At 64.1% G+C, this 19,726-nt stretch carries 21 protein-coding genes; 8 read left to right on the top strand and 13 right to left on the bottom strand.

Features of this window, described 5'->3' with window-relative positions:
- Window positions 1-72: 72 nt before the first annotated feature.
- From DPM35_RS24835 to hutI, 5 genes are all read right to left on the bottom strand, one after another.
- On the bottom strand, window positions 73-660 hold the full coding sequence (locus DPM35_RS24835; protein ID WP_112129856.1) for a HutD/Ves family protein: 588 nt from the start codon (window positions 658-660) through the stop codon (window positions 73-75).
- A 115-nt stretch (window positions 661-775) separates the two neighbouring features.
- Window positions 776-2,449 carry a urocanate hydratase gene (hutU, locus tag DPM35_RS24830; protein WP_181592127.1) on the bottom strand — a complete coding sequence of 558 codons (1,674 nt, stop codon included), beginning with the start codon at window positions 2,447-2,449 and terminating at the stop codon, window positions 776-778.
- A gap of 25 nt (window positions 2,450-2,474) precedes the next feature.
- Window positions 2,475-3,293, bottom strand: a complete 819-nt coding sequence (gene hutG / locus DPM35_RS24825) for an N-formylglutamate deformylase (RefSeq protein WP_112129854.1) — start codon at window positions 3,291-3,293, stop codon at window positions 2,475-2,477.
- Window positions 3,293-4,834, bottom strand: coding sequence for a histidine ammonia-lyase (hutH, locus tag DPM35_RS24820; protein WP_112129853.1), 1,542 nt, complete (start codon window positions 4,832-4,834; stop codon window positions 3,293-3,295). Before hutH ends, hutG begins: the two co-directional genes overlap by 1 nt.
- Window positions 4,831-6,060, bottom strand: coding sequence for an imidazolonepropionase (hutI, locus tag DPM35_RS24815; RefSeq protein ID WP_181592140.1), 1,230 nt, complete (start codon window positions 6,058-6,060; stop codon window positions 4,831-4,833). The genes hutH and hutI overlap by 4 nt, the downstream gene beginning before the upstream one ends.
- 97 nt (window positions 6,061-6,157) lie before the next feature.
- On the opposite strand from hutI, the gene DPM35_RS24810 reads away from it, so the two are divergent.
- Together DPM35_RS24810 and hutC are read left to right on the top strand one after the other, a co-directional pair.
- Window positions 6,158-7,513 carry a formimidoylglutamate deiminase gene (locus DPM35_RS24810; protein ID WP_112130021.1) on the top strand — a complete coding sequence of 452 codons (1,356 nt, stop codon included), beginning with the start codon at window positions 6,158-6,160 and terminating at the stop codon, window positions 7,511-7,513.
- A gap of 8 nt (window positions 7,514-7,521) precedes the next feature.
- Entirely contained in the window at window positions 7,522-8,268 is a 747-nt protein-coding gene (gene hutC / locus DPM35_RS24805; RefSeq protein WP_112129851.1) for a histidine utilization transcriptional repressor HutC, read from the top strand.
- 137 nt (window positions 8,269-8,405) lie between these two features.
- Here the strand turns inward: hutC and DPM35_RS24800 are convergent, their stop codons facing one another.
- Complete coding sequence (locus DPM35_RS24800) at window positions 8,406-8,750, bottom strand: RidA family protein (RefSeq protein ID WP_112129850.1); 345 nt, start codon at window positions 8,748-8,750, stop codon at window positions 8,406-8,408.
- Window positions 8,751-8,973: 223 nt separating this feature from the next.
- Here DPM35_RS24800 and aztA point away from each other — a divergent pair, with 223 nt between their 5' ends.
- From aztA to DPM35_RS24775, 5 genes are all read left to right on the top strand, one after another.
- Window positions 8,974-9,792, top strand: coding sequence for a zinc ABC transporter ATP-binding protein AztA (gene aztA, locus DPM35_RS24795; RefSeq protein ID WP_112129849.1), 819 nt, complete (start codon window positions 8,974-8,976; stop codon window positions 9,790-9,792).
- On the top strand, window positions 9,792-10,667 hold the full coding sequence (gene aztB / locus DPM35_RS24790; protein WP_112129848.1) for a zinc ABC transporter permease AztB: 876 nt from the start codon (window positions 9,792-9,794) through the stop codon (window positions 10,665-10,667). Before aztA ends, aztB begins: the two co-directional genes overlap by 1 nt.
- Window positions 10,668-10,696: 29 nt before the next feature.
- Window positions 10,697-11,635, top strand: a complete 939-nt coding sequence (aztC, locus tag DPM35_RS24785) for a zinc ABC transporter substrate-binding protein AztC (RefSeq protein ID WP_112129847.1) — start codon at window positions 10,697-10,699, stop codon at window positions 11,633-11,635.
- A gap of 101 nt (window positions 11,636-11,736) precedes the next feature.
- Window positions 11,737-12,936 (top strand): zinc metallochaperone GTPase ZigA, encoded by a 1,200-nt coding sequence (zigA, locus tag DPM35_RS24780; protein ID WP_112129846.1) that lies wholly within the window; start codon window positions 11,737-11,739, stop codon window positions 12,934-12,936.
- 129 nt (window positions 12,937-13,065) lie between these two features.
- Window positions 13,066-13,404 carry a protein tyrosine phosphatase family protein gene (locus DPM35_RS24775; RefSeq protein ID WP_112130020.1) on the top strand — a complete coding sequence of 113 codons (339 nt, stop codon included), beginning with the start codon at window positions 13,066-13,068 and terminating at the stop codon, window positions 13,402-13,404.
- 64 nt (window positions 13,405-13,468) lie between these two features.
- On the opposite strand, the gene DPM35_RS24770 is transcribed toward DPM35_RS24775, so the two are convergent.
- Window positions 13,469-13,936: an Lrp/AsnC family transcriptional regulator gene (locus DPM35_RS24770; RefSeq protein ID WP_042646286.1), complete on the bottom strand. Its 468-nt coding sequence runs from the start codon at window positions 13,934-13,936 to the stop codon at window positions 13,469-13,471.
- 137 nt (window positions 13,937-14,073) lie between these two features.
- Between DPM35_RS24770 and hppD the strand changes: the two genes are divergently transcribed.
- Entirely contained in the window at window positions 14,074-15,189 is a 1,116-nt protein-coding gene (gene hppD, locus DPM35_RS24765) for a 4-hydroxyphenylpyruvate dioxygenase (RefSeq protein ID WP_112130019.1), read from the top strand.
- A 21-nt stretch (window positions 15,190-15,210) separates the two neighbouring features.
- Here hppD and DPM35_RS24760 read toward each other — a convergent pair whose 3' ends face one another.
- The 6 genes from DPM35_RS24760 to hmgA all read right to left on the bottom strand — a co-directional run bounded on the left by DPM35_RS24760 (window position 15,211) and on the right by hmgA (window position 19,635).
- Window positions 15,211-15,531: a BrnA antitoxin family protein gene (locus DPM35_RS24760; RefSeq protein ID WP_112129845.1), complete on the bottom strand. Its 321-nt coding sequence runs from the start codon at window positions 15,529-15,531 to the stop codon at window positions 15,211-15,213.
- Window positions 15,518-15,775 (bottom strand): BrnT family toxin, encoded by a 258-nt coding sequence (locus DPM35_RS24755; protein WP_112129844.1) that lies wholly within the window; start codon window positions 15,773-15,775, stop codon window positions 15,518-15,520. Before DPM35_RS24755 ends, DPM35_RS24760 begins: the two co-directional genes overlap by 14 nt.
- A gap of 75 nt (window positions 15,776-15,850) precedes the next feature.
- Complete coding sequence (locus tag DPM35_RS24750) at window positions 15,851-16,387, bottom strand: DinB family protein (RefSeq protein ID WP_112129843.1); 537 nt, start codon at window positions 16,385-16,387, stop codon at window positions 15,851-15,853.
- Between the two features lie 28 nt (window positions 16,388-16,415).
- Window positions 16,416-17,429, bottom strand: a complete 1,014-nt coding sequence (locus DPM35_RS24745) for a fumarylacetoacetate hydrolase family protein (protein WP_112129842.1) — start codon at window positions 17,427-17,429, stop codon at window positions 16,416-16,418.
- A complete protein-coding gene (locus tag DPM35_RS24740) occupies window positions 17,426-18,325 on the bottom strand; it encodes an MBL fold metallo-hydrolase (RefSeq protein WP_112129841.1) in 900 nt (299 codons plus the stop codon). Before DPM35_RS24740 ends, DPM35_RS24745 begins: the two co-directional genes overlap by 4 nt.
- Complete coding sequence (gene hmgA / locus DPM35_RS24735; protein ID WP_112129840.1) at window positions 18,322-19,635, bottom strand: homogentisate 1,2-dioxygenase; 1,314 nt, start codon at window positions 19,633-19,635, stop codon at window positions 18,322-18,324. Before hmgA ends, DPM35_RS24740 begins: the two co-directional genes overlap by 4 nt.
- Window positions 19,636-19,726: the final 91 nt, after the last annotated feature.

Genomic DNA, 19,726 nt, shown 5'->3' with positions numbered 1-19,726 from the left:
GGCTTTTTCGTGATACTTGCAAGGGGCCGGGCGATAATTCGCCCGCGCCGCGATCATGTTTGGCAACAGCCGTTAATGGTTGGCGGCAAGGCGATCGAGCGCGATCACGAAAAGCAGCCCCTGCCCCAGGGACTGGAGCCGCAATTCCGGGCTGCCGCGATCGAGGATCAGAGTATCGAGCGGTCCGAGGCTAGGCCTGTCGTCCGTGAGAAGCGTGAAACCTGCGTTGACTGCCAGAACCAGCGTCGTCTCGGCACGCGGCATAATGCGAATCTCGCCGGAGAGCGGCCGGCGCTCCACGCCATGGGTCATCCGGCCGCGCCGGATCATGACGTTGAGATCGGTGATCGGACCGCCGATCAGCGCCGCGCTGGTCGGCACGTCGCCTGCAAAGGTGAGCGGCACTGACGCTGTGGTCAGCCGCGCCGGCGGCTGACCGGCAATGTCGAGGACAATCCCCTCGCCTTCCAGCACCGACAGCGTCCGGTCGATGCCGGCAAAGCTGGAGAACGGTCCGCTGGTTTCGACGCGCGCCATGGAGATGCGCCAGTCGAAATCGTCGAGCCCGGCGCCATCGGGCGAAACGGCGATCTCGGTGGTCGTGCCGCCGCCATTCTTCCACGGCATGACGCGGTAGCCGGCGGCACGAAGGATGCGCATCGGCTCAGAGCCGGACGATTTCAAGTCGATTCGACCTGAAATCATCCGGCTCTGTCTTCTTGGTACGGAGCATGATGTTGTCCGAAAACCGTTTCACACTTTTCGGCATCATGCTCTAGCCCAGGATGCCCGGCAGGTTGAGCTGATGCTCCTTGGCGCACTGGATGGCGATGTCGTAGCCGGCATCGGCATGGCGCATGACGCCGGTCGCCGGGTCGTTCCACAGCACACGCTCCAAGCGCTTGGCCGCCTCGGCCGTGCCGTCGGCGACGATCACCATGCCCGAATGCTGCGAGAAGCCCATGCCGACGCCGCCGCCATGATGCAGCGACACCCAGGTGGCGCCGGACGCGGTGTTGAGCAGCGCGTTGAGGAGCGGCCAGTCGGAAACGGCGTCGGAGCCGTCCTTCATCGCTTCGGTCTCGCGATTCGGCGAGGCGACCGAGCCGGAATCGAGGTGGTCGCGACCGATGACCACCGGCGCCTTGAGCTCGCCCTTGGCCACCATTTCGTTGAAGGCGAGGCCGAGGCGGTGGCGGTCGCCGAGGCCAACCCAGCAGATGCGCGCCGGCAGGCCCTGGAACGAGATGCGCTCGCGCGCCATGTCCAGCCAGTTGTGCAGATGCGTGTTGCCGGGGGTGAGCTCACGGACCTTGGCGTCGGTCTTGTAAATGTCCTCCGGATCGCCCGACAGCGCTGCCCAGCGGAACGGACCGATACCGCGGCAGAACAGCGGCCGGATGTAGGCCGGCACGAAGCCCGGGAAAGCGAAGGCGTTCTCGAAACCTTCGTCCTTGGCGACCTGGCGGATGTTGTTGCCGTAGTCGAGCGTCGGCACGCCGGCGTTCCAGAACGCCACCATCGCTTCGACATGCTCACGCATCGACGCGCGCGCCGCCTTCTCGACAGCCTTCGGGTCGCTAACGCGCTTCTCACGCCACTCGGCCATGGTCCAGCCCTTGGGCAAGTAGCCGTTGATCGGGTCATGCGCCGAGGTCTGGTCGGTGAGGATATCGGGGCGGATGCCGCGCCTGAACATTTCCGGCACGATCTCGGCCGCGTTGCCGAGCAGGCCTACAGACTTCGCCTCGCCGGCCTTGGTCCAGCGATCGATCATTTCCATCGCTTCGTCGAGCGTCTCGGCCTTCTCGTCGAGATAGCGGGTGCGCAGGCGGAAATCGATCGAATCCGGATTGCATTCGATGGCAAGGCAGGAAGCGCCGGCCATGACGGCGGCCAGAGGCTGAGCGCCGCCCATGCCGCCGAGACCGCCGGTCAGGATCCACTTGCCCTTGAGGTCGCCGTTGTAATGCTGGCGGCCGGCCTCGACGAAGGTCTCGTAGGTGCCCTGCACGATGCCCTGCGTGCCGATATAGATCCAGGAGCCGGCCGTCATCTGGCCGTACATCATCAGGCCCTTCCTATCGAGCTCGTTGAACTTCTCCCAGGTCGCCCAGTGCGGCACGATGTTGGAATTGGCGATGAGCACGCGCGGGGCATTGGCGTGGGTCTTGAAAACGCCGACCGGCTTGCCGGACTGCACCAGCAGCGTCTCGTCCTCGCCCAGCGTCTTCAGCGAAGCGACGATACGGTCGAAGTCGTTCCAGGTGCGCGCCGCCCTGCCGATGCCGCCATAGACGACCAGTTCGTTGGGGTTCTCGGCGACCTCGGGGTCGAGATTGTTCATCAGCATGCGCAGCGGCGCCTCGGTCGTCCAATAGCGGGCGTTGAGCTTGTCGCCGCGGGGTGCACGCACTTCGCGGATGTTGTGGCGCGGATCGTTCATCATTGTCCCTTTCGAGTAAGGCGGCGCGTCAGCGCCCGGCCCATTCAATGGCGGTTTCGAGGATGGTTTTCAGCGTGGCGCGGATCGGCGCGGCGTAGGTCGCGTCGTAAGGCACCGGCCAGTTCTCAGGCGAGCCCTTCGCGGCCGGCTCGCGCATGTAGCCGCGGTTGGAGAGCTCCATCTGCAGCGCATGCACGCCGTTTTGCGGCTGGCCGAAGCTTCTGGTGATCCAGCCGCCCTTGAAGCGGCCGTTGACCACCCAGCTCTCGCCGGTCGCGGCGAGAATCTCGGCAATCTTTTGCTGCAGCGACGGATCAGTGCTCCTGCCGTCATTGGTACCGAGGTTGAAGACCGGCAGCGTGCCTTCGAAAAGGCGCGGCAGGACCGAGCGGATCGAATGGCAGTCGTAGAGCACGATGTTCTCATGCATGCCGCGCAGCCGGTCGATCTCGGCCCGCAAGGCGGCATGATACGGCACGAAATAGGTCTCGCGGCGCTGGTCGATCTCGGACGGGGTTGGTTCGTCGCCCATATTATAGAGCGGATCGCCGTCGAACGTGTCCGTCGGGCAGAGCGTCGTCGTCGCCTGGCCCGGATAGAGTGAAACGCCGGACGGATCGCGGTTGACGTCGATGACCGTGCGCGAGATGGCGGTGTGCACGACGGTCGCGCCGAGATCCGCGGCGAAATCATAGAGCTTGTCGATCCACCAGTCGCAGTCGCGCCGGCCAAGCCACACCGAGACCAGGCGGCTGTCGAGACCCGCAAGGTCGACGCCCGTGTGCGGGATCGAGACCAGCAGCGGCGCGGTGCCCTGGGTGACGGTGAGCCAGGATGGCATTGCCATCACGCCGCTCCCGCGATCGAAGGCAGCGTCACGGCGCTCGCGGCATTCACCGCGGCGCCGCTGCGCACAAGGGCGATCGCCTTTTCCATGTCGGGATGGAAATGGCGGTCATTGTCGAGATACGGCACCTCGGCGCGGACCAGCTTGCGCACCGCTTCCAGCGCCTCGCTCGAAGCCAGCGGCGCGTGGAAATCGCAGCCCTGCGCGGCCGCCAAGAGTTCGATGCCGATGACGGCGGTCGCATTCTCGATCATGCCGAGCAGCCGGCGCGCGCCGTGCGCGGCCATCGAGACATGGTCTTCCTGGTTGGCCGAGGTCGGAATGGAATCGACGCTTGCCGGATAGGCCTTCTGCTTGTTCTCCGAAACCAGCGCAGCCGCCGTCACCTGCGGGATCATGAAGCCGGAATTCAGGCCGGGCTTCGGCGTCAGGAAGGCCGGCATGCCGGAGAGCGCCGGATCGACCAGCATGGCGATGCGACGCTCCGAGAGCGAGCCAATCTCGCAGACGGCGAGCGCGATCATGTCGGCGGCGAAGGCCACCGGCTCGGCGTGGAAATTGCCGCCGGAGAGCGCAGTGTCGTCCTCGGCGAAGATCAGCGGATTGTCGGTAACGCCATTGGCTTCGGTCTCGAGCGTGTCGGCGGCCTTGCGCAGCACGTCGAGCGCGGCGCCCATCACCTGCGGCTGGCAGCGCAGGCAATACGGATCCTGCACGCGCTCGTCGCCGACGCGGTGCGATTCACGGATGGCGCTACCGGCCATCAAATTGCGCAGTGCATCGGCCGTCTCGATCTGACCGCGATGCTTCCGCAAAAGATGGATGCGCGGGTCGAAAGGCGCGTCGGAGCCTTTGGCGGCGTCGGTCGACAGCGCACCGGCGACCAGTGCCGACTGGTAGAGCGTCTCGGCCTCGAACAGGCCGGCCAGCGCGAAAGCCGTCGAGAACTGCGTGCCGTTGAGCAGCGCCAGGCCTTCCTTGGCGCCGAGCGTCACCGGCTCCAGCCCATGCGAGACAAAGGCTACCTTGGCCGGGAAGCGGCCATGCGGGGTAAAACATTCGCCGACGCCGATCATGACGGCCGTCATATGCGAGAGTGGCGCGAGGTCGCCGGAGGCGCCGACCGAGCCTTGCGCCGGCACAACCGGAATGACGTCGTTGGCGAGCATTCCTTGAAGCAGGTCGATGGTCTCGGCGCGCACGCCGGAAGCGCCCTGGGCAAGGCTGGCGAGCTTCAACGCCATCATCAGCCGCACCACCGCGACCGGCATCGGCTCGCCGACGCCGGCGGCATGCGACAGCACGATGTTGCGCTGCAGCGTTTCGAGGTCGCTTTCTGGAATGCGGACACTCGCGAGCTTACCGAAGCCGGTGTTGATGCCATAAACCGGCTCGCCTTTGGCGAGGATGCGGGCAACCGCTTCGGCGCTGGCCTTGATCTTCGGCCGGCAGGCCGCGTCGAGCTTCGGCACGGCGCCGCGATAGATGGCGCGCCAGTCGGCGAGCGTCGCGCTGCCGGGCGTCAGGGTCAGTTCGGTCATTGTCCTCTCCAGATGCGGGCATGGAGCGGGTTGAAGCCCATGCGGTAGACGAGTTCGGCCGGGCGCGCGATGTCCCAGATCGCAAGGTCGGCCGATTTACCGGCTTCCAAAGTACCGGTCTTGTCGAGGAGCCCCAGCGCACGCGCGGCTTCGCGGGTGACGCCGGCGAGGCATTCGTCGACGGTCATGCCGAAGAGCGTCGCGGCCATGTTCATGGTGAGCAGCAGCGAGGTGAGCGGCGAGGTGCCGGGATTGCTGTCGGTGGCGACCGCCATTTTCACGCCGTGCCGGCGGAACAGATCGACCGGCGGCTTCTTCGTCTCGCGGATGAAGTAGTAAGCGCCGGGCAGGATTGTCGCCACGGTGCCGGCCTTGGCCATCGCCGCTGCGCCCTCCTCGTCCGTATATTCAAGATGGTCGGCCGACAGCGCGCCATAGCGGGCGGCAAGGGCTGCGCCATGCAGATTGGAAAGCTGGTCGGCGTGGAGTTTCACCGGCAGGCCGAGCGCCTTGGCCTTGTCGAAGACGCGCGCCATCTGCTCCGGCGAAAAGGCAATGCCCTCGCAAAAACCGTCGACGGCGTCGGCGAGCTTTTCGGCGGCGACCTGCGGCAGGATGGTATCGGCGACGAGATCGATAAAGGCGTCCTTGTCGCCCTTGGCTTCCGGCGGCAGCGCATGCGCCGCAAGGCAAGTCGTACGAACCGTGACGGGGCGCTCGTCAGTCAGGCGGCGGGCGGCGCGAAGCGATTTTTTCTCGTTGTCGGCATCGAGGCCGTAGCCGGACTTCACCTCGACGGTGGTGACACCTTCGGCGAGCAGCGCGTCGAGGCGCGGCAGCGTCTCAGCTACAAGCTCGTCCTCGCTGGCGGCGCGCAGCGACTTGACCGAGGAGACGATGCCACCGCCAGCGCGCGCCACTTCTTCATAAGTGGCGCCCGCCAGACGCATCTCGAACTCGTTGGCGCGGTTTCCCGCATAGACGAGATGGGTGTGGCAATCGATCAGGCCGGGCGTGATCCAGCGGCCCTGGCAATCGACGATTTCGGCGCCCTGCCCAGCCGCGGTCGGCATATCTGCCTCGGGACCGGCATAAACAATGAGCCCGTCGCGCGCGACGACCGCGCCCTTCTCGACGGCGCCGAGACCGGCCGCGCCATCGGCCATGGTCGCCAGGCGCGCATTGCGCCAGACCCGATGGCCGCTCTTCCCGTTTGCTCCACCCATCATCTTTTCCGTTTGCTTGGATGGCGATTATGTATATACATATTGAAACGCGACGCAAGTGGTAATGTCGCTGGGACATTCAGATTCGGAGAGGAACGTGACGGCGATCTTTGCGGAACAGGCGCTGCTGCCCGGCGGTTGGCAAGGCAATGTGAGGATCGCTTTCGATGGCGGCCGCATCTCCGAGGTTGAGGCCGGCGCTTCCGCGCGGGCGGGCGACGAGCGCCATGCCATCGTCGTGCCCGGCATGCCCAACCTGCACAGCCACGCCTTCCAGCGCGGCATGGCGGGCCTTGCCGAATTGCGCGGCCCTTCTGCCGACAGTTTCTGGAGCTGGCGCGAGGTGATGTACCGCTTCGCTTTGTCGATGACCCCGGACCAGGTAGAGGCGGTGGCGGCGCAGCTTTATGTCGAGATGCTGGAGGCCGGTTTTTCGCGGGTTGGCGAGTTTCACTACCTCCACCATGATCGCGACGGAAAGCCTTACGCCAACATCGCGGAGATGGCGGAACGGATTGCCGCCGCGGCCGCCGACACCGGCATCGGCCTAACGCTGCTGCCTGTCTTTTACGCCCATTCCGCCTTCGGCGGCGCGGCGCCCAACGAAGGTCAGCGGCGATTCATCAATGATGTCGAACGCTTCGGACGTCTGCTTGAGAAAGCCCGCGAGGCTGTTCGTCCGCTTGAGCAGGCCGTTGTCGGTGTCGCGCCGCACAGTCTGCGCGCCGCAACGCCGGACGAGATCAACGCCGTTGCCGCTATGGCGCCGAACGGCCCGATCCACATCCATGTCGCCGAGCAGGTGAAGGAGGTCGAGGACTGCATCGCCTGGTCGGGTAAGCGTCCGGTCGAGTTCCTGCTCGCCAACGCCAAGGTGGACGATCGCTGGTGCCTGATCCACGCCACGCATATGACCGAAGCCGAGACAATTGCCATGGCCAAGGCCGGCGCCATCGCTGGGCTCTGCCCGATCACCGAGGCCAATCTCGGTGACGGCACTTTCGCCGCCCCGCTGTTTATCGAGCATGGCGGCCGTTTCGGCGTCGGCTCCGATTCCAACGTGCTGATAGGCCTGCCGGACGAGCTCAGGCAGCTCGAATATTCGCAGCGCCTCGCCCACCGCGCCCGCAACGTGCTGGCCCGTCCCGGCGGTTCCAACGGGCGTGCCCTGTTCGATGCTTCGCTCGGCGGCGGCAGCCAGGCGCTCGGCGGTGGCCCGTCGCGGATTGCCGCCGGCGGCCCTGCCGATCTCGTCTCCCTCGACCAGAACCAACCATCGCTGGCCGGCAAGACGGGCGATGCGATCCTCGACGCCTGGATCTTTGCCAATGGCAGCAAGGTTGATTGCGTCTGGGTCCATGGCAAAAAACAGGTCAGCGGCGGCAGGCATGCGAAGCGCGAGGCGGTCGCCGCGCGGTTCCGCAAAGTCATGACCGCCCTGTCGCAGGGCTGAACCGTTCAATGAGCTTGGTCGAGACAGATGATATCGAGGGCGGCGAGAGCCTCTCGCTGCACCAGCGCATCCTGTCCGACATCCGCGAGAAGATCCTGTCAGGCGCCTGGGCGCCCGGACATCGCATTCCCTTCGAGCACGAGTTGACGGCTCAATACAATTGCTCGCGCATGACGGTGAACAAGGCGCTGTCGCAGCTTGCCAAGGCCGGGCTGATCGAACGGCGCCGCCGTTCCGGCAGTTTCGTGCGCCAGCCGCAGTCGCAGGCGGCGGTGCTCGAACTGCACGACATCAGGATCGAAGTCGAAGCGCTCGGCCTGCCCTATCGCTATGAGCGGCTAGGGCGCGTCAAGCGGCGCAGCAGCGCCGAGGACCGCGCGCTGCTCGGGCTTTCCGCGCCGGGTCAGGTGCTTGCGCTGGAGAGCCTGCATTTTGCCGGCGAACGGCCGTTCGCGCTGGAGAAACGGCTGATCAATCTTTCAGCGGTGGCCGAGGCCGGTGAGGAGGAATTTCTCGACATCGCGCCCGGCCCCTGGCTTATCGGCCGCGTGCCGTGGAGCGAAGCCGAGCACCGCATTCGCGCCATGGCCGCTGACGACGCGATCGCCGATGCGCTCGACATCGAGGCGAGCGCGCCCTGCCTGGTGGTCGAGCGCCGCACCTGGAGCGCCGAGCACCCGGTGACGCATGTGCGGTTTATCTATCCGGCCGAGAGCCACACGCTGGTGGCAAGGTTTACCCCGTCGCAGGGGTGACTCCCCCTCACCAGCCTCCGCTTCGCTCGGCTGACCTCTCCCCAAGGGGAGAGGAGTCGGTCAGCGCCGGCGCAAATCTCTTCTCCCCACCGGGGAGAAGGTGGCCGCGAAGCGGCAGGATGAGGGGGAGTGACGGCTCAGATGGCCGCCGTCACGATGATCTCGACCAGATAGTCCGGCGTGGCCAGCTTGGCTTCGCCGGTGGCGCGGGCCGGGGTGTGGCCCTGCGGCACCCATTTGTCCCATTCCGAGTTCATCTCGGCGAAGGTGCCCATGTCGGCCAACCAGATGATCGCCTGCACGATCTTGGTCTTGTCGGTGCCGGCCTTGGCCAGCAATTCGTCGATGGTCTTCAGGATGTCGCGCGTCTGGGACGCGACGTTACCGCCGGGCTGGCCAACCTGGCCGGCCAGATAGACGGTGTTGCCGTGAATGACGATCTGGCTCATGCGCGGGCCGACATCGATGCGACGAATGCTCATTTGCAAGGTTCCTTCCTTTTCAGAGTCGCGCCTGTTTAGAGTCCATGCCGGCTTCGGGCAAGGCCGGCGGAGGCGAAACCAATTGAGCCAATTGTCCGGTGCCTGCCCTTCCGCCTACACGGCGAGTTGACCGGTCACGACACAATTCCGCCCGGGCGGCGTGTTGACTAATGTAATAACATCACATATCGACAACACACTCGATTTCGCGGACCGACGCCTGATGACCAATGCCTGCCTGACCTTCCGCGACCTGACGCTCGGCTATGGCAGCCATCCGGCGATCCATCATCTCAACGGCATTGTCCGCAAAGGCTCACTGACCGCGGTGGTCGGCGCCAACGGTTCGGGCAAGTCGACGCTGATGAAGGGCATCGTCGGCGTGCTTAAGCCGATGGAAGGCGCGGTGGTCCGTATGCCGGGCGTCCGCACAGCCTATCTGCCGCAGCAGTCGGAACTCGACCGCTCCTTTCCCGCGCGCGTTGTCGACCTGGTATCGCTCGGGCTGTGGCCGAAGCGCGGCATGCTCGGGCGCTACACTAAAGAAGACCGCGAATCCGTCAGCAAGGCGCTGATGGCGGTTGGTCTCGGCGGCTTCGAGAAGCGTCCGATCGATACGCTGTCCGGCGGCCAGTTGCAGCGCACGCTGTTTGCGCGCGTGCTGCTGCAGGATGCCGACCTCATCCTGCTCGACGAGCCCTTCAATGCGGTCGACGCCAAGACCGTCGGCGACCTCATCCAGTTGATAAAGCGGTGGCATGGCGAAGAGCGCACGATCATGGTCGTCGTGCACGACCTCGATCTGGTGCGGCAGAATTTCCCCGAGACGCTGCTGCTCGCTCGCCAGCCGGTCGCTTGGGGCGAGACCCGGGAGACGCTGCGGCCCGAAAATCTGCTCAAGGCAAGGCGCTTCCATGAGGCGTGGGAGGAGAACGCGCCGTGGTGCGAGCCGAGTGAGCATGATCATACTCATGACCATGATCACGACCATCACGATCATGGGCATGACCACCGGCACGGCTCCGGACCGAGGGCGGCGTGATGGAATTCCTCTACGGCCTGCTCGTCGCGCCCTTTGCCGATTTCGCCTTCATGCAGCGGGCTTTGTTCGGCTCGCTGATGCTGTCGCTCGGCGCCTGCCCGATCGGCGTCTTCCTGATGCTCAGGCGCATGAGCCTGTCGGGCGACGCCATGGCGCATGCCATCCTGCCGGGGGCCGCCGCCGGCTTCCTGCTCTATGGGCTCGAGATCCTGCCGATGACGGTCGGCGGGCTGATCGCCGGCATCATCGTCGCGCTTGGTGCGGGCGCCGTCTCGCGCTTCACCATCCAGCGCGAAGACGCCTCGATGGCGGCCTTCTATCTGATCTCGCTGGCCGTCGGCGTGCTGATGGTGTCGATCCGCGGCTCCAGCGTCGACCTCATGCATGTGCTGTTCGGTACGGTGCTCGCGCTCAACAATGAGGCGCTGATCCTGATCGGCGGCATCGTGGCGGTGACGCTTGCCTGCCTCGCCATCTTCTGGCGCGCGCTGGTCGCCGAATGCCTCGATCCGCTGTTCCTGCGCTCGGTGAGCCGCATGGGCAGCCCGGTACATTTCATCTTCCTGGGCCTCGTCGTGCTCAACCTCGTCGGCGGCTTCCAGGCCCTGGGCACGCTGCTCTCGGTCGGGCTGATGATGCTGCCTGCCGCCGCCGCTCGCTTCTGGACTGTGCGCGTGGAACCGATGTGCGTGCTCGCCGTGCTGATCGGCTTTGCCTCGTGCATTGCAGGACTGCTTTTGTCCTACCACGCCTCGCTGCCATCCGGCCCGGCGATCATCCTTTCGGCCGGCGTCGTCTATTTCTGCTCGATCCTGTTCGGCACGCGCGGCGTGCTGCGCGCGCGCATCGTTCATCACCGGCACCGCACCGCCTGACCCCATCCCAAGCAAGGAGACTGTCCCAGATGCTGAAATCCTTCCGCGCCGCCCTGGCAATGAGCGTTATAACATTAACTTTCGCAACCTCTTCCGCCTTCGCGGCGCCGCTCAAGGTCGTGGCGAGCTTCACCATCATTGCCGATTTCGCCAAGAATGTCGGCGGCGACCGGGTCAACATCACCACCATCGTCGGGCCGGACGGCGACACGCATGTCTATGAGCCGAGCCCAGCCGACGCGGTGGCGATGGCCAAAGCCGATGTGGTGCTGGTCAACGGCCTGCATTTCGAAGGCTTCCTGCAGCGCCTGGTCGACGCCAGCGCCACCAAGGCCGCGATCGTGACGCTGACCAAGGGCGTCACGCCGATCGACTTCAAGCCGGAATTCGCCGAGGCCGACGCGGCCGAAGGCGCCGATACCGGCGGCGGCAAGACGGCCACCGACCCGCACGCCTTCCAGTCGATCGCCAACGCCAAGATCTATGTGAAGAACATCGCCGATGCCTTCTGCGCGGCCGACAGCCAAGGCTGCGACAACTACAAGGCCAACGCCGCCGCCTACACCACCAAGCTCGATGCACTCGAAGGCGAAGTGAAGGCGGCGATCCAGTCGATCCCGCAAGAGAAACGCGTCGTCATCACCTCGCATGACGCCTTCGGCTATTTCGAGCACGAATACGGCCTGACTTTCCTGGCCCCGGAAGGTGTGTCGACGGAATCGGAGCCTTCAGCCTCCGATGTCGCCAAGCTGGTCAGCCAAGTGAAGCAGGACAAGGCTGCGGCCATCTTCATCGAGAACATCACCAACCCGCGCCTCATCGAGCAAATCTCGAGCGAGACCGGCATCAAGGTGGGTGGCACGCTTTATTCGGACGCGCTCTCGCAGCCCGGCGGCCCGGCCTCGACCTATATCGACTTGATGCAAAACAACATCACCAAGATCAAAGGCGCGATCCTCGGCAGTTGAGGAGAGCAGTTCTGAAAGGCGGAGCCCTATCTCCGCCTTTTTCTTGCCGTGGTTTGTTATTTTATAACATAACCAAGCTTACTGAAAGGACCCTGTCGCAAATGCTTAATTTCGACCGCTTGCCCGTCACCGTGCTCTCCGGTTTCCTCGGAGCCGGCAAAACCACGTTGCTCAATCACATATTGACGAACCGCGAAGGCCGGCGCGTCGCCGTCATCGTCAATGACATGAGCGAGATCAATGTCGATGCGGAACTGGTGCGCGATGGCGCAAACCTTTCGCGGACGGACGAAAAGCTGGTTGAGATGTCCAACGGCTGCATCTGCTGCACGCTGCGCGACGACCTGCTGACGGAGGTGCGCGCGCTTGCTGCCCAGGGACGCTTCGACTACCTCCTGATCGAATCCACGGGCATTTCGGAACCGCTGCCGGTCGCGGCGACCTTCGACTTCCGTGACGAGAATGGCCTCAGCCTTTCCGACGTCGCCCGCCTCGACACGATGGTGACGGTGGTGGATGCGCTCAACCTGCTCAAGGATTATTCTTCCACCGATTTCCTACGCCAGCGCGGCCAGTCGCTCGGCGAGGGCGACAACCGCGCCCTGGTCGATCTGCTGGTCGAACAGATCGAGTTCGCCGACGTCGTCGTGCTGAACAAGATCAGCGCGGCAAGCACGCATCAGCGGGACACGGCGCGCCTCATCGTGCGGGCGCTCAATCCCGATGCCGAGATCGTGGAGGCCGATTTCGGCAAGGTGCCTCTCGACAAAGTGCTGGCTACCGGTCGCTTCGATTTCGAGAAAGCACAGCAGAACCCGCTCTGGTTCAAGGAGCTTAACGGATTTCGCGATCACATCCCCGAGACAGAAGAATACGGCATCCGCTCCTTTGTCTACCGGGCGCGGAAACCGTTCGAGCCGGCCAGCTTCCAGGAATTCGTCAACCGTGCCTGGCCGGGTGTCGTGCGCGCCAAGGGCTTCTTCTGGCTGGCCACCCGCCCGGACCATGCGGGCGAACTGAGCCAGGCCGGCGCGCTGGTGCGCACGGAAAAAAGGGGACGCTGGTGGGCTTCCGTGCCCCCTGCCCGGTGGCCCGACCATGCCGAATGGCGCGAAAGCATGCGCTCTTATCTCGATCCCGTCTGGGGCGACCGGCGGCAAGAGCTGGTCTTCATCGGTTGCGAGCCGATGAACGAAGCGCGCATCCGAGCCGAGCTCGATGATTGCCTGGTGGAGACCACGACCTTCCAGCCCGCATTGTGGCGCGGGCTGCCTGACCCATTCCCCCGATGGTCAGCGTAGTTGGATTTCGCGGCGAAAATGTCCTATCTGCGAGGGAGGAATCCTGTCCGCGCGGATTGTCGGCCATCGAAGGGAATGGCAAGACTCCGCGAGAGCCAATCGGCATCCAGCGTTTACGAGGTCATCACCATGGAATACCGCCAGATCAGCGACGACTATTCGGTTTCCGGCCAGATCCAGCCGGAGGACATCGCGGCCATCAAGGATGCCGGCTTCAAGAGCGTGATCTGCAACCGGCCGGATGACGAGCAGCCGGGCCAGCCCTCGGCCGAGAGCGTTCAGGCCGCGGCCGAGACGGCAGGCCTCGCCTTCCGTTACATTCCGGTCATCAGCGGCCAGATCACCATGGACAATGTCGAGGACCAGGCCGCCGCGCTCGACGAGCTCGAAGGTCCGGTGTTCGCTTATTGCCGCTCCGGCGCGCGCTGCACCAACCTTTACGGGCTGATCCAACAGCAGCGCGGCTGACGATTTGCCAAGAAAGTGCGCTGAGATTCTGGTCAGGCCGGCCGCACCTGAATCTCAGCACACTTTAAATCGGCAGCGCGCCGGTTTCCTTCAGCGTCTCCAGCACGATCGCCGTCTTCACGTGCTGCACGGATTCGTGCGGTAGCAGAACGCCGTTGACGAACTCCGACAGGGATTTGAGGTCGGGCGTCACCACCTTCAGGATATAATCCATCTCACCGGTCAGCGCGTGCGCCTCCTGCACCTCGGGCAGCCGTGCCACCAGCTCGCCGAAGCGGCGGGCATTGTCGCGGTTGTGGGTGGCCAAGGTCACCGAGATGACGTTGACCAGCGAAAAGCCGAGACGATCGCGGTCGAGCACGGCGCGATAGCCCTTGATGTAGCCATCGTCCTCCAACCGCTGGCGGCGGCGCGAGCATTGCGAGGGCGAGAGGTTCACGCGCTCCGAAAGGTCGTTGTTGGTGTATCGCGCATCGTCCTGCAGAAGCGCCATTATCTTGCGGTCAAATTGGTCCAGGCGCGCATCATCCATCCTTAATCCTCCAATCATGCACAATTTGCGCACATTATGCCCATTTCAAGCGGTTGAATGCAAGCACCGTGCGGCGGCTCCGCGCTATCATGATGAAGATGGCCAAGCCCGGCCAAAACACCTTCCGGAGGACTGCCATGGGCCCCTTCCCGCACGACGCCCCGCCCGCGAAAATCAGCAGGCAAAATCCCGCCGGCACCGACGGTTTCGAATTCGTCGAGTTCGCGCATCCGGAACCCGCCAAGCTTGCCGAGTTGTTCACCCGCATGGGCTATACGGCGGTGGCCAAACATCGCAGCAAGGACATCACCGTCTGGCGCCAGGGCGACATCAACTATGTCGTCAATGCCGAACCGGGTTCGCATGCGATGAAGTTCGTCGAAAAGCATGGCCCTTGCGCCGCCTCGATGGCCTGGCGCGTGGTCGATGCCAAGCACGCTTTCGACCATGCCGTGTCGAAAGGCGCCACGCCCTATGAAGGCACCGACAAGGCGCTCGACGTGCCGGCCATCGTCGGCATCGGCGGCTCGCTCCTCTATTTCATCGAGGCCTATGGCGACAAGGGCTCGGCCTATGACGCCGAGTTCGAGTGGCTGGGCGAACGCGACCCCAAGCCCGAAGGCGTCGGCTTCTACTATCTCGACCACCTCACCCACAATGTCTATCGCGGCAACATGGACAAGTGGTGGGATTTCTATCGCGACCTGTTCGGCTTCAAGCAGATCCATTTCTTCGACATCGACGGCAAGATCACCGGCCTGGTGAGCCGCGCCATCACCTCGCCCTGCGGCAAGATCCGCATTCCGCTGAACGAGTCCAAGGACGAGACCAGCCAGATCGCCGAGTATCTCAAGAAGTATAATGGCGAGGGCATCCAGCACATCGCGGTCGGCACGGACGCGATTTACGAGGCGACCGACAAGCTCGCCGCCAACGGGCTGAAGTTTATGCCAGGCCCGCCGGACACCTATTACGAGATGTCGCATGAGCGCGTGCACGGCCATGACGAGCCGATCGAGCGCATGAAGAAGCACGGCATCCTGATCGACGGCGAAGGCGTTGTCGACGGCGGAATGACCAAGATCCTGCTGCAGATCTTCTCGAAGACGGTCATCGGCCCGATCTTCTTCGAGTTCATCCAGCGCAAGGGCGACGAAGGTTTTGGCGAAGGCAATTTCCGCGCCCTGTTCGAGTCGATCGAGCAGGACCAGATCAAGCGCGGCGTGATCAAGCTGGACGGCAAGGCGGCTTAGAGCCGAAAACCAAACCGCCGGCTAAAGGCCGGCGGCTTTCCGCAGAATGTCGTTTATCCGGCTCTGCCAGCCGGGTCCGCCGGCGCGGAAGCGGGCAACCACATCGCTATCGAGGCGCAGCGTCACCTGTTTCTTCGGATTGTCGAGCGCCGGCCGGCCGCGCGAACGGCGAATGCTTTCGGCAAGATCCGGAAACACCGCGGTGAAGGGACGAGCGTTTCGAAAATCCTCCTCGGTCCATTCGGGATTGTCCGAAACGGCGTCCCAATCTTCCTGGGTAAAGCCTTTGCCTGGCTTGAATTCCTTGTCAGGCTTCGTGATGTGCAGCTTAGTTTTCGCCATCGAACAATCTCCTTTCCGTCTGGTTGGCCGGCCGAATCGAAACAATCGAGATGCCTTCGGAGCCAAGCCGGGCAAAGACCACTGCAACAACGCCGCCGACTATCCGGCCAATCGCCATGAAACGACCGGCTTTGGCTGCCCGGATCGTCGACGCAAGGAAAAACTCCTCGTTCAACGCAGCGAAATCCAAGCCGTGTTTGTCGATGTTGGCCAACCGTTTCGGTTCATCCCAAACGATCCTCATCTGAATTTATGTACCTACAATAATTAAGTCAACAATTTTTGTAACTACGATAATTCTCGAAGCGCTCTCGCTCGTTCACAACCCCAGCCGCTCGACCTCGTCCTTCCTCAGCTTGATGTCGTAGTCGAGCAGAAACTCATCCAATTGCGGCGGCGCGACAGAGGTGCCGGAGAGCATCGCATGTACCTGGCCGCGATGGTGGATGTCGTGCAGGAAGACATGTGCAAGAATGTCGCCGATGCGTTCGGGGATCTTGCCCTCCTCGCGGCGGTCGGTGATGACGCGCCGGTCGAGATCGGCTTCCGACAGGCCGTCGCAGAAGACGACAAGCCTGCGGTCGAAATCGGCCTGCGCCTCGGCAAGGCTTGCCGCATCGTCGAACGGCACGAAGTCGTCATAGGCGGTGGCGCCGAGACCACTATCGGTCAGGAAATCGAAATAGAGAAGGTCGACCGCGAGGATGTGGTTGAGCGTCTCTCTGATCGAGGGAAAGAAGCTCACGCGTTCGGCCTCGAACTCGCCGGGCTGCAGCGCGAGCACGGCACGGTAGAGCCGGTCGTTCGACCACAGATTGTTGCGGGCCATGCGGCGCAGATGCTCGAGCAGGGTCACCGTTTCGGCCTCCTCCCCCAGTCCGCGCCTATTTGACGTATTTCTCGACCTTCTGCTCGATGGCGCCGAAGATCGAATGGCCGGCCTTGTCCTTCATCTCGATGCGCACCGTGTCGCCGAAACGCAGGAATGGCGTCTTCGGCTCGCCGCTTTCGATGGTCTCGATCATGCGCAATTCGGCGATGCAGGAATAGCCGGCCCCACCCGAAGAGACCGGCTTGCCCGGCCCGCCATTCAGCTTGTTGGAAACGGTACCGGAGCCGATGATGGTGCCGGCGGCGAGCGGCCGGGTCTTCGCGGCATGCGCGATCAGCGCCGGGAAGTCGAAGGTCATGTCGACGCCGGCATTGGCGCGGCCGAATGGCTTGCCGTTGAGATCGGCGAGCAGCGGCAGGCTGACCTTGCCGCCATCCCAGGCATCGCCCAGTTCGTCGGGCGTGACAGCGACCGGCGAGAATGCGGAAGACGGTTTCGACTGGAAGAAGCCGAAGCCTTTGGCCAACTCAGGCCCGGTGATGGCGCGCAGCGTCACGTCGTTGACCAGCATGACGAGGCGGATCGCCTCCCTCGCCTCTTCCAGGCTCGCGCCCATCGGCACATCATCGACGATCACGGCGACCTCGGCCTCCATGTCGATGCCGAAGGCTTCGTCAGCCATGCGGATCGGATCGCGCGGAGGAACAAAACTATCCGAGCCGCCCTGGTAGATCAGCGGATCGGTCCAGAAGCTTGCCGGCATCTCGACGCCGCGCGCCTTCCGCACCAGCTCGACATGGTTCACATAGGCTGAGCCGTCCGCCCATTGATAGGCGCGCGGCAGCGGCGAATGCGCGTTGTGCTCATGGAAGCGCTCCGACGGTACCGCGTTGGTCTCGAGCGATTCCGCCAACGTCGCGAGATGCGGGGCAATGCGGCGCCAGTCGTCGAGCGCGGCCTGCAGCGTCGGCACAAGGAAGGAGGCATCAGTGAACCGCGTCAGGTCGCGCGAGACCACGACCAGTTTTCCGTCGCGCGTCCCGTTTTTCAATGTGGCAAGCTTCATGCGGTTTCCTCTCCTCGCGCGGCTTTGGCGCCGCTTAGCTGTACAACAAGGCCGTCGCGGGCAATCGTCAAGTCGCCAGACCAAGTTTTCCTGACGGCGTAGATCCAGTCGACTTCGCCGATCGCCGGGTCGTCGGCGGGAATGAGGTGGTTGAGCACCAGCCGCCGCACGCCGGCATCGCTGGCGATGCGGCCGGCTTCCTCGGCGAGGCTGTGGCTGGCGAAGAGGTGCTCGCGCAGCCGCGCGCCGTTGCCGGTCCGGGCGACCAGCCTTTCCACACCGTCTTCCAGCATGGCCTCATGGACAAGAATGTCGGCCTTTTTGGCAAAGCCGGCCAGCGGCGGAAAGAAGGCCGTGTCGGCGGAGAACACCACGCTTCTGCCGCCATGCTCGAACCGCAGCGCGAAGCATTCGGTGACTGGCGGATGGTCGACGCGCAGCGCCGTCACCGTCAGCCCTCGCTCGTCCAGAACCGATCCTTCGCCGAACTCCGCGACCGAAACCAGCTTGCGAATATCCGGACGACCCTCGTCGACGATGCGGATATCGATGTCGAACTCCACCGCCTCGCAGAACCGCTGCCAATAACGTCCGGTGCCCCGCGGGCCGAAAACGGTCACCGGTGTCGCTAAGCCTGCAGCCCAGGCGGTGTGGATCAGCGGCCCGAGTTCCAGCACATGGTCCGAATGGAGATGCGTGATGAAGATCAGGTCGAGCGCCTTGAGGCTGATGCCGGCATCGACCAGGCCGCGCGTGACGCCTAGCCCGCAATCGACAACAATGGTTCGTCCGCCGAGTTCCAGCAGCGACGAACTCGGCCATGGGCCGCCCGGCCGCAGCGCCGGACCGCCCTTGGAGCCGAGCAGCACGAGTCGGTCCGCTGCTTCGGCGCTCAAGACCAGTCGCCCTCCGGCGTGCCGTTGAAGCGCTTCTTCAGGTCGGCCCAGCAGTCGATGTAGTTCTCCTGCAAGGTGCCGATTTCGGCGGCATAGCGCGTCAGCATCTGCGGGAAGCGCGTCTCGAACATGAAGGCCATGGTGTTGTCGAGCTTGACCGGCTTCAAGTCGGCGCGTGTCGCCTTCTCGAATCCGGAAGCGTCGGGCCCGTGTGCCAGCATCTGGTTGTGCAGGCTGATGCCACCGGGAACAAAGCCTTCTTCCTTGGCGTCGTACTGGCCGTGGATCAGGCCCATGAACTCGCTCATGATGTTGCGGTGGTACCAGGGCGGCCGGAACGTGTTTTCCGCCACCAGCCAGCGCGGCGGGAAGATGACGAAGTCGACATTGGCCGTGCCCTCCTCGCCGCTCGGCGCCGTCAGCACGGTGAAGATCGACGGGTCGGGGTGGTCGAACAGGATGGCGCCGACCGGCGAAAACGTCGCCAGATCATATTTGTAGGGCGCGTAGTTACCGTGCCACGCGACGACGTCGAGCGGCGAATGGCCAAGCTCGGTGACGTGGAAAGAGCCGCACCATTTGACGATCAGCCGGCACGGCGTCTCCTTCTCCTCGAACCAGGCGCAGGGCGTCTTGAAGTCGCGCGGATTGGCCAGGCAATTGGCGCCGATCGGGCCGCGGTCGGGCATGGTGAACTTGGCGCCGTAGTTCTCGCAGACATAGCCGCGCGCCTCCTTGTCGGCGAGCTCGACCTTGAAGACCAGGCCGCGCGGCAGCACGGCGATCTCGCCGGGCCTAAGCTCGATCACCCCCATTTCGGTGACGAAGCGCAGCGCGCCGACCTGCGGCACGACCAGCAACTCACCGTCGGCGTTGAAGAAATGGTCGTCGGTCATCGAGCGATTGGCGACATAGACATGGGCGGCCATGCCGGACTGGCCGACCGCGTCGCCGGCCGTGGTGAAGGTTCGCATGCCGGAGATGAAGTCCGTCGGCTCGATGGGCATGGGCGTCGGGTTCCAGCGGTATTGGCCGAGCGCCAGCTCATGATCGCCAATGTTGGGGCCTGTCTTCCACAGAGGGTAGCTCGCGCCCTTGAAGCGGCCGGTGTGTTTGACGCTCGGGCGGATGCGGTAAAGCCAGGAACGCTCATTGGTGCCCCGCGGCGCGGTGAAGGGCGAGCCGGACAACTGCTCGGCATAGAGGCCGTAGGCCGGCCTCTGCGGCGAGTTGCGGCCCTGCGGCAGCGAGCCAGGCAGCGTCTCGGTCTCGAAATCATTGCCGAAGCCCGGCATATAGGAAAAGCCCATCCGATCCTCCCTGATCCCGACGTCCAGCCTCATAGTGCTGGCCTGTCGGCGATGTTGACCAAACTGGTTTCATTTGTAACCATCGAAAATG

Origin of the sequence: Mesorhizobium atlanticum (assembly GCF_003289965.1) — a bacterium.
Lineage (GTDB): Bacteria > Pseudomonadota > Alphaproteobacteria > Rhizobiales > Rhizobiaceae > Mesorhizobium > Mesorhizobium atlanticum.
Note: the sequence above shows the minus strand (reverse complement) of the source record. Positions and strands in the feature narration are given on the sequence as shown.